Here is a 12,963-nt window from a genome sequence, read left to right on the forward strand (position 1 = left end):
CCGATCAGGCTCTTCAGGTAATAGCGGTCTGCGCCACAAGAGGAGTTGACGACGTAACCTTTCGGCCGGGCTATCTGGTGATAAATGGTTCCAGCCGGCTGTTAGAATGGTGTGTCAGCAGAAACCGAGTTTAGCCAATGATTAACATGAAAGCCCTTGCCATCTCGACGATGATTGTTATCGCCCTCCTGATCACTCTGGGCATAATTGCGAGACGTTTCTTCGGCGACTGGAGCAGTGAGAACGATATGGCCTTGGCAATCACGTGCGGCGTCATTTGCGGAATCATTTACCCGTTCATTGCCAAGAAGATGGAGCCCTAGCTTCTGCAATAGCGCTTAAGTCCGTGCAAACGTTCCGGATTGTGAGCTGCAAACGAGAAGAGAGATTGTGCCTGCCCTGAGGGCTTCAAGAGTCAATGGAAACAGTAACAAAATCCGCTGTCGTTCGACGCTGGGTCGAGGACCTGGTCGTTGGTCTGAACCTGTGTCCGTTCGCGGGCCGCGAATTGGTCAACAACAGAATCCGCTTTGTTGAATCCGCCGCGACGACGGAAGAACAGTTGCTGGGAACACTTGAGGCGGAACTGGCGCTGCTTAACAATGATGCAGCAATAGAAACGACTTTGCTCATTCACCCCGATGTGCTGCAGGACTTCTTCGACTACAACCAGTTTCTGGATACCGCTGATCGCTTGTTGGAGCAGATGGAACTGGAAGGCGTTTACCAGGTTGCCAGTTTTCACCCGGATTACCAGTTCGCCGATACCGCGGCGGATGATGCGGAAAACTATACCAACCGCTCGCCCTATCCGTTGTTGCATATACTGAGGGAAGCCAGCCTTGAAAAAAGCATCGACGCGTACCCGGATGTGGAGCAGATTCCGGCCCGTAATATCGAGCGTATGAATAGCCTGGGGCGCGAGCATCTCGAGTTGCTGATGCGGCGCTGTATCGATGGTGGTAAAAACTAGAGGCCACCGTGCCACTGGCGGTCCGGACCGCCGTTGTCAGTGGCGCGCAGACGTACAAGCGGCGCATACTGAATCGTCGAGCAGCAAGTGTCGGTCAACGGGCGTTAGGAGTAATCAAATGACAGAACACGATTTTTCCACTGAAGCCAGGTACCAGAGTTTTGCGGAATTCTATCCGTTCTATTTGAGTCAGCACGCCGACAGAACCTGTCGCCGACTGCATTTCACAGGCTCGTTGTCGGTCTTGATCATTCTGTTCTCGTCCTTGCTTACGGCGAACTACCTTTGGTTGCTCGCAATACCCGTGGTCGGCTACGGCTTTGCCTGGATAGGTCACTTTGTGTTCGAGAAAAACCGGCCGGCCACTTTTACTTATCCGTTCTACAGCCTTCAGGGTGATTGGGTAATGTTCTTTCAGATGCTGACTGGCAAGATAAAATTCTGATCGGCGCTCCTTAAGCCGGTCAAACACGCGAACTGCGGGGAGGGCTCAGCTTGAACCGGAACGCCTGGATAGCCATTGCCATTTTCTCAGTACCCTGCCTGATGGCCGGTGGGGTGTACCTTGCGAGTGAGTGGCGGCTGCGTAACGTCGAGTTGCCGGATCCATTCGTCGCAACCATTCCAACTGATGCAGCGTCGATAGAGCACGGCAGGCACGTTGCCCGTATCCGCGGTTGTTTCGGCTGCCACGGCCAGTCGCTGGAGGGCAGGGTATATACCGACCAGTGGCCGTGGGTCGAGCTGGCGGTTGCACCGAACCTGGCCGCCTACGCACAGGAGCATTCGCCCGCGACGCTGGAAGCAGCAATTCGCCACGGCATTGGCGTCGATGGTCGCGCCCTGTGGTCCATGCCGTCTTACAACTGGACCAATCTGTCCGACTCCGATCTCGTTGCACTCATCGCGTTTCTGCGAAGTGCGGAAGTACAGCCATCATCACACCCAAAGCCCAAGCTGGGCTGGAGCGCTCGCTGGGAGATCGCCAGCGGTTCTGTCATGCACATGGCCGATTGGGTAAGCCTCGTGCCGCCGCTCCAGTACCAGGACCATCCGTTGCCGGCAATGCGGCTAGGCGAGTACCTCGCGATGACGATGTGCAATGAATGTCACGGACTGGATCTCCGCGGTGCCGTAGCCCCCGACGGCCGGGCGCCGGATCTGGCCATACTGGCGGCGTATTCGGAAGCCGATTTCCGAACGTTGCTGGCAACCGGAACCGCCATCGGTGGTCGCGACAACCTCAACCTGATGTCAATGGTCGCCAGGGACCGTTTTCCGGATTTAACAGACGAAGAGATCAGCAGCCTGTACTTCTTCCTGAATACCCTGGGCGTGCAACCGGTCGCAGAGGACGTACCGTGGCGACCGAAAAACGAATAGGGCGCGGTCGTGGTATTGTGATACACGATTACGAATGCTTCTGTGAAGATCGCATTCCGCAAAGTTCGGTTTTGCGGGTATTTCCATTGATGCTTGCTTGCCTGTTTTGGTTTGGCGGACACACTGGTGTTTCAATGGATGTCATCAACAATGAAGTCCCGATCTTGTGATGGCGTTTCAGTGGCTGTAGAGCGCGTAAGTCCGCGGGTACCCGAGTTCCTCGTATTTGCTGTAATCTGATCGAAGAGGTGAGGCATGAAACGACTTTTGTATATGACACTGGTCTGCCTGCTTACCACTGCTGCATTGGCAGACGATTGCCGGCTCCAGGGGGGTTGGAAATCGGATGCAGCCCGAACGCTGTCCGGCATTGACTCAACCAAGATGACTGACGCCAGCGCATTGAATGCCATTAGCCACGGTCTCTTCGGCCACATGACTCACGAGTGGACGTGTACCGGGTTCCGCGAGTGGTTTGACACGCAGAATGAAAGTATCACGGTGGCATACGAGATCCTATCCGACAGCGATTCCGCAACGACGCTGAAGGTGTTGACCGAACCGGAGTATGTGCTTTCCCTGGCATGGGAAGGCGAATGCTACAAGCTGCCGGTTGCCGGTCACGATTTCTACGAATATTTCTGCCCGGTAGATTAGTTCCGATATCTTCAGGTTGTGTTCGGTAAGTGCGTTTACAGTTGAAGCGAGAAGGCGATGAGCGTTCGGATAGCGATAGTGTTGGCGCTACTTCTCATGGTGGCCAATATCGTGACTCTCGGAGGGTTAGGCAGCCTGCTGTTCACGCTGGGTGACGGCATTGCGATCGCATTCTTCGGCAACGCGCTCGGAGATATTCATGGCGACTATTATTTGCCGATCGCGGTCTGGATGGGATTGGCATGGCCTGTCGGCGCACTCCTGATTTTCTACGCCATGCTCCGCTATCAACAAGCGCAAAGCGATTCAATGTGGCTCTATTCACTGTTGCCGGTCTTTCTTCTGATTCTTGACGTCGCCCTGTCGCTTGCGTTTCACGTAGGCGCTGCTTCCTTGTCTCCAGCATTCGATATCCAGGAGTTGCCAACGCTCCCTTGAGAGCGCACACAGGGACTACGGCAGGTGTTGCAGTCACGTAGTGCTAAACACACCGAGGACAATGAAGTGCCAAAGATTGAATCATAGCACGTGCGAAACTTCGTTCTCATCGGTTTGCACATTTCGTTCGCCCTGTTTTTGCTGCTGATTACCTTGTTTCAGCACGGCCCGCCAATTCTCACAGGGGACGAGACAGCGGCGCTCGGTTTCTTTGCATTCTTCATCCTTGGGTTGCCGGTCCTTGCGGCGGCTATCGGTACATTTGTCGTTTCAATCCTTGCGGGTAAATGGTGGCTGAATGTGCTGGCTGCGGCCTTGATCGTCACTTTCATTCTCACAATGCTGAGCTTCTGGACAGGTGTTCTCGCGTCGTTCGGTTATTTTGCCTTCGCCATCTGGGCATTGGTGCAAGGCTTTGCCACCGAAGGAGCGCGTAATCAGGGCGCGCCTGATTCGCAAACTGGAAGACGACGGGTTAAGAACATTCTTTTGCTCTTAGTGGTGCTCCTTGCCTTCGGACTGTTCGCCGCCGTGTTTCTGCTTGGCGTCTAGCGGCATGGGTCAGGCCGCTGTGATGACAAACTTTGGCATTGAGCTGCCAGGGTCGTGCAAAATACCGCTTCCGTGTGAGAAGGCTGCGGTGCCAGCAGGCGAAGTCCTCGCACAGTAGAGAAGTTGATCCGGTCATGCCCACCGTAAAATCGTGCCCGTTGCCTGCAGACGCGCTGCTCAGGCGTTACCGGAAGCCCGGTTTTTACACCGATTGCTTTTTTGCGGATATTCCCTTTCGAGTCTCTCAGGAACAGTTCGTACTGGCGTTTTATTCGACGGCGCTGTTCAGGGCGGAGCGTTTCATCTTGAAGTGGGTCGTATCGAAGCCTTCGACGGACGAACAAGCAGTTGCCTTGGCATCAGCTAAGGCGGATGAGTTCGCGGCCTGGTCGGTCGAGGGACGGACGGAGAAGCAGCTCCTGCTGTCGGACTATCAGGGCCGTACAAAATCATGGCTCCGAACGGACCACACAGGGACAGACGCGGGCACTCAAACCCGGCTGTATTTCGGTTCTGCCGTTATTCCTGTTCTCGATAGGCAAACGGGGGAACGTCATCTCGGACTTGTGTACAAAGCGTTACTTGGCTTCCACAAGGTTTATTCGATTGCTTTGTTGTGGAACGCGGTGGCGAGGCTGAAGAAGCAGCATTCAAACAATTGAGGTTGAGACGGATACAACGCAGGTCCTGCCGTTTCTGTCATCGTTCCCACGGCGGCACAGGCTGAAACTGGTCGAGCAGGAAATCGATCATTACCCGAACTTTCGGTGCAATGATCCGGTTACTCGGGTACAGCGCCCAGATCGAGGACTCCGTGACCAGCGGAAAGTCGGGCAACACTTTCACCAAGCGACCGGCCTTCAGGCTTTCGCTGGCATTCCAGAGCGATTTGATGCTGATACCCATGCCGCTCTCAAGCAATAACCGCACGGCTTCGCCATCGTTGATCACAAACGAACGCGGGGCATTAATGACTTGCCCGTTCTCGAATTTCCACTTGTTGTTGCCGGCCAGAACAACACAGTGATGATTGATCAGTTCATCGGGCGTTGCCGGCGCACCGTGTTCCGCGAGATAGGCTGGTGAGGCGCAAAGTACCCGCTTATCAGCGGCCAGTTTTCTCGCAATGATGCTGCTGTCACTGAGTGGCGCATTCCTGATGATCAGGTCGTAGGCCCCTTCCACAACGTCGAGCACTTCATCGGACAGCCGCAAATCCAGTTGCACGAGCGGGTAACGCGCGTGGAAGTCTGCCAGTCGCGGAATGACGTGCATGCGGCCAAACGAGCCGGGCAGCGTCATCCGCAGCACACCTTTCGCGCCGGCTTCCTTTCCGCTGACCGAGCTGAGGCCGCTCTCCAGGGTTTCCAGTGCGTGCTGGGCGTAGGGCAGGAAAGCCGCACCGTCTGTCGTCAACGATACAGCTCGCGTGGTTCGGTTGAACAGGCGGAAGCCCACAAGGTCTTCGAGCTTTACGAGCCGCGCGCTGGCGCTGGCCGGGGACAGCGACAGGTCGCGGGCAGCGGCAGAGAGCGCGCCACGCTCCGCGATTCTCAGGAAAAGGCGCAGGGACAGGGTATCCATTTATCAAAAATATACGAAATATAAATTTGGAACAACGTAGATTATATATTCATGATAAAGGAATAAACTGTCTTCATTCTTGGTGGCCAGCCATGGTTCCAGGGTTGCGCCGCCGGAAGTCACCGCAAGGAATTGTTGCAATGAGAGCTATTGGTTACACGGATGCCGGTCCGATTACGCAGGACAACGCACTGGTCGAGTTTGACATGGAAGTCCCGGTGCCGGGCCCAAACGATTTACTGGTTCAGGTGCGGGGTATTTCAGTCAACCCGGTTGACGTCAAAGTGCGAGCCAACGTGCAGCCGGAAACGGATCACAGGGTTCTCGGTTTCGACGCCGCTGGCGTCGTTACCCAAGTCGGCCCTGCGACGTCGCGTTTCAAGGTTGGTGACGAAGTTTTCTACGCGGGCGACATCACCCGGCCAGGTACGAACTCCGCCTTTCACGTTGTTGATGAGCGAATCGTCGGCCGGAAGCCGGCATCGCTGGATTTCGCCGATGCGGCAGCCATGCCGCTGACCACGATCACGGCGTGGGAAATGCTGTTCGACAGTTTCGGGATCAGAGAAGGTGCAGGCAAGGGCGACGCGCTGCTGGTTATCGGTGGAGCGGGCGGTGTTGGTTCCATCCTGATTCAGCTTGCCAGGAAACTCACCGGGCTGACGGTTATCGCAACCGCCTCACGGCCGGAGACTCGCTCATGGGTCGAAAAGATGGGGGCGCATCACGTCATCAACCACCGCAAGCCGCTCGATGAAGAGATCAAAGCGTTGGGCATTGCGCCGCGCTATGTCGCATCACTCACCAACACGGATCAGCATTTCGGCGCGATTGTTGAGTTGATCAAACCGCGTGGGCATATCGCATTGATTGATGATCCACAGTCTTTGGACATACTGCCGCTGAAGTTGAAGGCACTGAGCATCAGCTGGGAGTTCATGTTCACCCGCTCCATGTTCCAGACCGATGACATTGATGCTCAGCACAAACTGTTGAACAGACTGGCGGTGTTGCTGGACAACGGTACGTTGATGGCTACCGCAACAACGCGTGCTGGTGCCTTGAATGTTGAAAACCTGCGGCGCGCTCATGCGCTTCAGGAGAGCGGTGCCGCCATTGGAAAAACGGTACTCGAGGGATTCGGCTGACCTGATCGTAGTAAACTTCGTCGCCACAGAGCGCCGTGCTCTGGTTTATTATCAACATCAGAGAGTTTTTGCATGCCATTGCTTACCGTTGTCGCAAATTTTCAGGTTCCGTCAGATCAAACAGACCACGTCAAAACCGAACTCGAGAAGCTGTTACCCATTTCGCGGCGGGAGGATGGCTGCATTCAGTACGATCTGCATGAAAACCTGAACGATGACGGTCACTTCCTGCTCTACGAAACATGGGAGTCACGTGCGCTGTGGGAGCGTCATGCGAAAGCGCCGCATATCAGCGCGTTCTTGAAGGCCACGAAGGACGTGGATGTCGAGCTCACGGTCCATCAGATGAAACACGTGGACTGAAACGCGCTTGACGGCATTGCATCCTTTGGGATGCCCGGCAGACAACATTGTCAGACGAGGTTACTTTGAAAAAAATTCATATCGCGATTTCCACTGACAAAATTGATGAAACGATTGCGGACTACTCGGCCCGGTTCGGGGTTGCGCCGTGTTCGTCGGTTGCAGGTGAGTACGCTCTGTGGCGCACCGAGGTCATGAACTTTTCGGTTCGGCAGGATCCCGGGTGCGACAGTGGATCGCTCCGACATTTGGGCTGGGAAGACGCGCAAGCGACCGCGTTCACCCAGGAAACGGACGTGAACGGCATCGTCTGGGAACGGTTCAGCGCGGAACAGCAGGCCGATGAGATCAACGAGCTCTGGCCCGACACTGACTACCAGCCTTGATCGGCGTCGGCGCATAACGGCCATACCGATCGTGCAGCAGCCAATTACCGGGTATCACAAAGACGACGAGGACCATTGGGTCGCGCAGCTCGCCTGCGGTCACTTCCAGCACGTCCGGCACAATCCGCCACTGGTCAGCAGACCGTGGGTTCTGTCCGATGAGGGGCGGAATGCCATGCTCGGCTTTCAGCTCAACTGCAAGAAATGCGATACCGGCGCACCGGTCGACGCGTGTTGACCGGATGCAATTCGTTGTTGATTTTTGCGGTATTGGGTCGCGGCAACAGTGAGCCCGGCTATTATTCCTGCGTCCACACACGGTACGAACGGCCTGTCTTTCTCGCTGTGTTCGCAAACGCCCGTTGCACTGGCTGACGGCGGCGACTGATGCAACAAAAACGCAGCAGCGCCGATGCAGAACAACGCGTCGCGGTACTGTGGACCGGCGGTAAAGACTCGGCACTCGCGCTGTTCAGAGCGATCACCTCCGGCGCTCACGTTGTTTGTCTCGCCACCTTCGCACCGCCGGCTGCCCGCTTTCTGGCGCACCCGCTCGATATGATGCAATTGCAGGCGTCGGCATTGAACCTGCCTCACACAGTCTTGCCGGTTGCTGCGCCGTACGAGCAAGGCTACGAACTTGCCCTCGGGCAACTACGCGAACAGCACAAAGTGACGGCTGTCGTCACCGGGGACATTGCGGTTGTCGACAGTCAGCCCAACTGGATCAAGGAGCGTTGTCGCGCAAGCGGTATCGAGGCCTGCATGCCCTTGTGGGGCATCGACCGCGAATCGCTCTTGCAGGAATTGCGGACAAGCGGTTTCAGTGTGATGGTGTCGTGCGTCAATACGCGCTGCTTGCCGCCGTCCTGGGTAGGCCGGATGCTCGATGAGCCGGCAGTCGACGAGTTGCGGACGCTGCGTTTGCAGAACGGCCTGGACCTCGCCGGCGAGAATGGTGAATACCATACTGTGGTGCTCGATGGTCCGGGGTTTCGCCAGCGTATCCGGGTGGAGTCTGGCGTGGCTGCGACTCGGGATGAGTATGCGTACCTGGCTGGGGCAACCGCGGTTCTCGTCGATCGTTAGCTCGGGGAGTGCTATCGCACTGTTCGGTGGGTTTGGTTCGCCAGTTTGCAACTTGGTGCGGCGTTCTATCGCGGACAGCAATTCGCAAAGCGGCGAATTCTTGTTGCGCTGCGGACGCGAAAGTACACTCGCGGGTATGGCGCTTAACTTTCGTAAACCCCGCGCGGCAGAAATCGTGCAATGCCTCGTCCGCGGAGCAATATTCGGGGTGATCGTCGGCGTGTTGCTTGCGGCTATCGCGACTGGCTATGACTGGCATCTTAATCCCAGCGGTATTTTCCATGATGCGGCGGGCAACCACTGGGATATCATCTTCGACACGGCCATTAGCTGGTTCTTGCCGGTAGCTCCCGTGGTCGCAATCTTTGCGGCCCTCGCGTTCTTACTGTTCCGCCCGAAGTGACCGCGTATACGCGGCCTGTTCCTGCACGCCTCATCTGACCAAGACCGGACTCACTCGAACGCTGCAGCGATGTGTGCAGCGATCCTGGCATGCGCCACGTTCAGTGTGTCCACATCCGTATCCGACCAGGACATAAACACGGTCATGACAACCGGCTTGCGGCCGGGCGGCCACGCAATGGCGAAATTGTTTGCGGCGCCGTTCCTGCCCATGCCGGTCTTGTCGCCCACGGTCCAGCCCGGAGGAAGTCCGGCACGCAAGCGCGAAAAGCCGGTCTGACTGGCGATCAGCCACTCCGTAATGCGCTGTTTGGATGCGCTGCTAAGCAGATCCGAGGTCAGCAGACGGTACATGCTGTGAGTCATCGCGCGAGGCGTCGTGGTGTCGCGTTCATCGCCTTTGTCATTGCTGTTCAGCGCGGTTTCGTAACGGTCCAGCCGGGTGACATCGTCGCCGGAGCGCCGCAGGAACTGCGTCAGCTCATCGGGCCCACCGATCAGTTCGAGCAGCATGTTGGTTGCCGTGTTGTCGCTGATTGTGATTGCGGCAGCGCACAGCTCACTCAAAGAGATGGTTTCATTCGGCGCCAGCTTGCCGACAACGGGGGAGTAGGATTGCATGTCCACGCCATCAATTCCGTAGCGCTCTTCCAGATCCAGCGTGCCGGCGTCGACCTCGGCAAGCACGGCCGCAACCAGTAAGGACTTGAACGTGGAGGCCATTGCAAAGCGTTCGTCCGCACGGTACGCCAGTTCATTGCCGGTCATCGTGTCCATGGCAAAAACGCCGATGGTCCCGTCCAGTTCCTGTTCCAGCGTCAGCAGCAGATCGGCGAAGTCATTGCCGGGCGAATTCTGTTCTCGGCCACAGGCGGCAAGCGTGAACAGCAGCAACAAGGACGCCAGGAGAAAGCGATGGGTAGTGTGCAGGGCAGTCAGGTTCATAGGGGTCTCGTCCGGCCGGTGTCAGCAGCTACTGTGTCGACCGATAGTGTAACAACGCTGGCAAGACAGTGACGAAATGTGGCAATGCGCTCGCTGTCCGCGCAGCCCGCCTGTTGTCCTGCTCAACCGGCAAGGCCGCTTTGCTGACGCAGGCAGGTCTGTGTCAACCGCACTGGTGCTTTTAAGGCACCTATTTCATGGCGTTTCGTGGCTGTCATCTTGCAGCGCTGTTTGCGACACTAGCGTTTGTTCGAATTCCACCGTGCGCGACAGGAGCTGAAGTGAAGGAATTGAAATTTCTGGTAAAAGGCTCGGCGCCTCAGCCCTACGAGCTCCTGTTTATCAAAGACGGCAACAGCCTGACGGCAATTTGCAACTGCCCGGCAGGCGAGCACGGCAATTTCTGCAAGCACCGGATCAGTCTGCTGGACGGAAAGCCCAAAGGGTTGGTCAGCGACAATGCGGAACAGGTTGCGGTGGTGGTTGAGTGGCTGGTCGGTACGGATGTGGAAACCGCGCTACTCGAACTGCGCGTCGTGGAGAAAGACAAGGCGGCGCCGAAAGCGGATCTGGTTGCCGCGAAACGGAAACTGGCGCGTGCGATGAACAGCTGATCAAGGGCGGTTGGCGAACACCTGTCCGCCAACCGCGCACTGTTGACCGTTCTTCAGGGCTGCTTGTGCACCACGCCGTTCTTCATGACGAAGCTAACCCGTTCCATGCTGCTGATGTCATCAAGCGGGTTGCCCGGAACCGCAACGATATCCGCTGTCTTGCCATTCTGCAGACGGCCATGCGTGTCGCCTATTCCGAGAAAATCCGCGGCAACGCTGGTGGCGGACTGGATGGCTTCCATTGCCGGCATGCCGCCTGCAACCATCAGACCGAATTCCTGTGCATTGTCGCCGTGCGGTGAAACGCCGGTGTCCGTGCCGAAAACAATCGGCACGCCGGCCTTATAGGCTTTCGAAAAGGTGTCCAGCATGAGCGGGCCGATGGCAGCGGCTTTGGGACGCACGAGTTCCGGAAAGAAGCCGTCAATCTTGGCTTTTTCGGCAACCCAGGCACCGGCCATGATGGTCGGTACAAAGTAGGTGCCGTTCTTTTTCATCAGGCGTCTGACTTCGTCGTCCATGTAAGTGCCGTGTTCGATGGACGCAACACCGGCAACGACTGCTCGCCGCATGCCTTCAGTGCCGTGCGCGTGCGCCGCTACCCGCATGCCGTAATCGCGTGCTGTATCGACAATTTCCTTCAGCTCTTCGTCGGTAAACTGCGGATTCTGGCCACTCTTGGCAACACTCAGTACACCGCCGGTCGCGGTGATCTTGATCCAGTCGGCACCGTCCTTGTAGCGCTGGCGCACCGCCTTGCGGGCGTCGGCAGGGCTGTTTACCACACCCTGGTGGGGGCCCGGGTCACCCATGATGTGGCTGGCCCAGCCATTGGTCGGGTCGCCGTGGCCACCGGTGGAGGCAAGGCCTTTGGCCGCCGTGAAAATGTTCGGTCCGACGACATCGCCGCGCTGGATCGCCTTTTTCAGCGCGATAGTCACGTTGAAGGCGTCACCCACGTTGCGGACGGTCGTGAACCCGGCTTCCAGGGTTCGTTTCGCGTACGTCGTGGACATGAACGCGTAGTCGGCTTCATTGGTCACAAAGCCACGCAAGCGGCTGTCGTTGCTGTATTCGCCGGTCAGGTGCACATGCATATCCATGAGGCCCGGCATTACGGTGTGGTTCCTGAGGTCGATCACAGTGTCACCGCTACCGGCAGGGGTGTAGCCGCGATCGATGCCGGTGATGGAACTGCCGTTGATGCGGACGGTCATTTCAGTCATCGCGCGATCGGAATCGCCATCGATCAGGCGTCCGGCGTGTATCAGGGTGTCGGCCTGTGCGTTGACAATGGTCAGTGCCAGACCGGTAGCCGCTATCAGGAATCGTTTCATGCAAAGCTCCGTTACCAGGTTTCGTTCATCAATCCGGAATTCTATGGGCGCAGTCCAGGTGAAACAAATTGCCGGCCGCTGTCTGGTTGACGGGCTGGCTATCTGCTATACCGGGTACGGCATTGCTGAGGGTAGGTACGAATATGATGCAATTGGTTACACGTAACACCGCTGTTTTGTGCGCGCTTTGCGCGTTCGCATCGGCAGCACACAGTGACGAAGTGGCCTGGCGCGGTATGGGTGAGGTAATAGCCGCAAGCTCCGCCACTGACTGGCGGGATATTGAGCCGGGCAATACGCTTTACGTTGAGCTGAATCACGGCACTGTTGTGCTCGAACTTGCACCGCAGTTTGCGCCGCGGCACATCGACAACCTGCGCAAACTCATTGCCGCCGGGCATTTTCGGGATGCCGCGATCGTCCGTTCGCAGGACAACTATGTTGTGCAGTGGAATGCCGACGGACCGTTCGGCGAGGCGGCTGACAAGCTCAAACCCGAGTTTTACCGAGATGCCGAGGGGCTCGCTTTTACCTCACTCGAAAGCAATGACGCGTACGCGGACGAAGTGGGCTTTGTCGATGGCTTTCCGGTCGGTCGCGACAGTGCGGACGGGCGCGCCTGGCTGGCGCATTGCTACGGCATGTTGGGCGCAGGTCGGGCCAACGACGTTGACAGCGGCAATGCAGCGGAGCTTTACGTAGTGACCGGCCATGCACCACGCCACCTCGATCGCAACGTCACTCTGATGGGCCGGGTGATTTTCGGCATTGAGCACCTGTCATCATTGCCGCGTGGCACAGGGCCACTGGGTTTTTACGAGAAAGAGTCCGAGAACGTGCCGATACGCAGCATGCGTTTCGGTAGCGACTACGATGCCGCGTGGCAGGCATTGCGTACGGATACTGAAACGTTTAAGGCGCTCGTGGAATCCCGTCGGTATCGCAATGAAGAATGGTTTGCCGATCCGGCCGGGAAAATCGAACTTTGCAACGTGCCGCTACCCGTCCGCCGTGTCGAGACAACGCGGCCGTAGCGACGCGTCGTCGCGCATCAACACAGTGGCCCTGCGATTGCCGCGCGAGCGCTGATCG

The 12,963-nt window shown here is 57.2% G+C and carries 19 protein-coding genes; 16 read left to right on the forward strand and 3 right to left on the reverse strand.

The features are described 5' to 3' along the window. Positions 1-137: 137 nt before the first annotated feature. The 8 genes from BA177_RS05245 to BA177_RS05285 all read left to right on the forward strand — a co-directional run bounded on the left by BA177_RS05245 (position 138) and on the right by BA177_RS05285 (position 4,665). Positions 138-323, forward strand: a complete 186-nt coding sequence (locus tag BA177_RS05245) for a hypothetical protein (protein WP_068613789.1) — start codon at positions 138-140, stop codon at positions 321-323. A gap of 95 nt (positions 324-418) precedes the next feature. Then, complete coding sequence (locus BA177_RS05250; RefSeq protein ID WP_068613792.1) at positions 419-973, forward strand: DUF1415 domain-containing protein; 555 nt, start codon at positions 419-421, stop codon at positions 971-973. 118 nt (positions 974-1,091) lie between these two features. Beyond that, positions 1,092-1,418, forward strand: coding sequence for an Mpo1-like protein (locus BA177_RS05255; RefSeq protein WP_068613795.1), 327 nt, complete (start codon positions 1,092-1,094; stop codon positions 1,416-1,418). A gap of 50 nt (positions 1,419-1,468) precedes the next feature. Beyond that, entirely contained in the window at positions 1,469-2,356 is an 888-nt protein-coding gene (locus BA177_RS05260; protein ID WP_156762706.1) for a c-type cytochrome, read from the forward strand. Positions 2,357-2,611: 255 nt separating this feature from the next. Continuing rightward, the gene (locus BA177_RS05270) at positions 2,612-3,013 is read left to right on the forward strand and encodes a hypothetical protein (protein ID WP_068613804.1); all 402 of its coding nucleotides are present in this window, start codon (positions 2,612-2,614) and stop codon (positions 3,011-3,013) included. A 57-nt stretch (positions 3,014-3,070) separates the two neighbouring features. Beyond that, a complete protein-coding gene (locus tag BA177_RS05275; protein ID WP_156762707.1) occupies positions 3,071-3,451 on the forward strand; it encodes a hypothetical protein in 381 nt (126 codons plus the stop codon). Between the two features lie 90 nt (positions 3,452-3,541). Then, positions 3,542-4,003 (forward strand): hypothetical protein, encoded by a 462-nt coding sequence (locus tag BA177_RS05280; protein WP_068613810.1) that lies wholly within the window; start codon positions 3,542-3,544, stop codon positions 4,001-4,003. A 134-nt stretch (positions 4,004-4,137) separates the two neighbouring features. After that, positions 4,138-4,665 (forward strand): hypothetical protein, encoded by a 528-nt coding sequence (locus BA177_RS05285; protein WP_197493346.1) that lies wholly within the window; start codon positions 4,138-4,140, stop codon positions 4,663-4,665. Positions 4,666-4,702: 37 nt separating this feature from the next. On the opposite strand, the gene BA177_RS05290 is transcribed toward BA177_RS05285, so the two are convergent. Further along, a complete protein-coding gene (locus tag BA177_RS05290; protein ID WP_068613812.1) occupies positions 4,703-5,587 on the reverse strand; it encodes a LysR family transcriptional regulator in 885 nt (294 codons plus the stop codon). A 140-nt stretch (positions 5,588-5,727) separates the two neighbouring features. Between BA177_RS05290 and BA177_RS05295 the strand changes: the two genes are divergently transcribed. The 6 genes from BA177_RS05295 to BA177_RS05320 all read left to right on the forward strand — a co-directional run bounded on the left by BA177_RS05295 (position 5,728) and on the right by BA177_RS05320 (position 8,976). Next, positions 5,728-6,735 (forward strand): zinc-binding alcohol dehydrogenase family protein, encoded by a 1,008-nt coding sequence (locus BA177_RS05295; RefSeq protein WP_068613815.1) that lies wholly within the window; start codon positions 5,728-5,730, stop codon positions 6,733-6,735. Between the two features lie 72 nt (positions 6,736-6,807). Next, a complete protein-coding gene (locus BA177_RS05300) occupies positions 6,808-7,098 on the forward strand; it encodes a putative quinol monooxygenase (RefSeq protein WP_068613818.1) in 291 nt (96 codons plus the stop codon). A 65-nt stretch (positions 7,099-7,163) separates the two neighbouring features. Next, entirely contained in the window at positions 7,164-7,484 is a 321-nt protein-coding gene (locus BA177_RS05305; RefSeq protein WP_068618937.1) for a VOC family protein, read from the forward strand. A 31-nt stretch (positions 7,485-7,515) separates the two neighbouring features. Next, positions 7,516-7,722 carry a DUF3565 domain-containing protein gene (locus BA177_RS05310; protein WP_068613820.1) on the forward strand — a complete coding sequence of 69 codons (207 nt, stop codon included), beginning with the start codon at positions 7,516-7,518 and terminating at the stop codon, positions 7,720-7,722. 149 nt (positions 7,723-7,871) lie between these two features. Continuing rightward, the gene (locus BA177_RS05315) at positions 7,872-8,573 is read left to right on the forward strand and encodes a Dph6-related ATP pyrophosphatase (RefSeq protein ID WP_068613824.1); all 702 of its coding nucleotides are present in this window, start codon (positions 7,872-7,874) and stop codon (positions 8,571-8,573) included. Between the two features lie 55 nt (positions 8,574-8,628). Then, positions 8,629-8,976, forward strand: coding sequence for a hypothetical protein (locus BA177_RS05320; protein ID WP_197493347.1), 348 nt, complete (start codon positions 8,629-8,631; stop codon positions 8,974-8,976). 50 nt (positions 8,977-9,026) lie between these two features. On the opposite strand, the gene bla is transcribed toward BA177_RS05320, so the two are convergent. After that, positions 9,027-9,920, reverse strand: a complete 894-nt coding sequence (gene bla / locus BA177_RS05325; protein WP_068613827.1) for a class A beta-lactamase — start codon at positions 9,918-9,920, stop codon at positions 9,027-9,029. Between the two features lie 281 nt (positions 9,921-10,201). On the opposite strand from bla, the gene BA177_RS05330 reads away from it, so the two are divergent. Next, positions 10,202-10,534 (forward strand): hypothetical protein, encoded by a 333-nt coding sequence (locus BA177_RS05330; RefSeq protein WP_156762708.1) that lies wholly within the window; start codon positions 10,202-10,204, stop codon positions 10,532-10,534. Positions 10,535-10,587: 53 nt separating this feature from the next. Here BA177_RS05330 and BA177_RS05335 read toward each other — a convergent pair whose 3' ends face one another. Beyond that, entirely contained in the window at positions 10,588-11,871 is a 1,284-nt protein-coding gene (locus tag BA177_RS05335; protein WP_068613835.1) for a metal-dependent hydrolase family protein, read from the reverse strand. 146 nt (positions 11,872-12,017) lie between these two features. Here BA177_RS05335 and BA177_RS05340 point away from each other — a divergent pair, with 146 nt between their 5' ends. Beyond that, positions 12,018-12,905, forward strand: coding sequence for a peptidylprolyl isomerase (locus tag BA177_RS05340; RefSeq protein WP_068618941.1), 888 nt, complete (start codon positions 12,018-12,020; stop codon positions 12,903-12,905). Positions 12,906-12,963: the final 58 nt, after the last annotated feature.

Origin of the sequence: Woeseia oceani (assembly GCF_001677435.1) — a bacterium.
Lineage (GTDB): Bacteria > Pseudomonadota > Gammaproteobacteria > Steroidobacterales > Woeseiaceae > Woeseia > Woeseia oceani.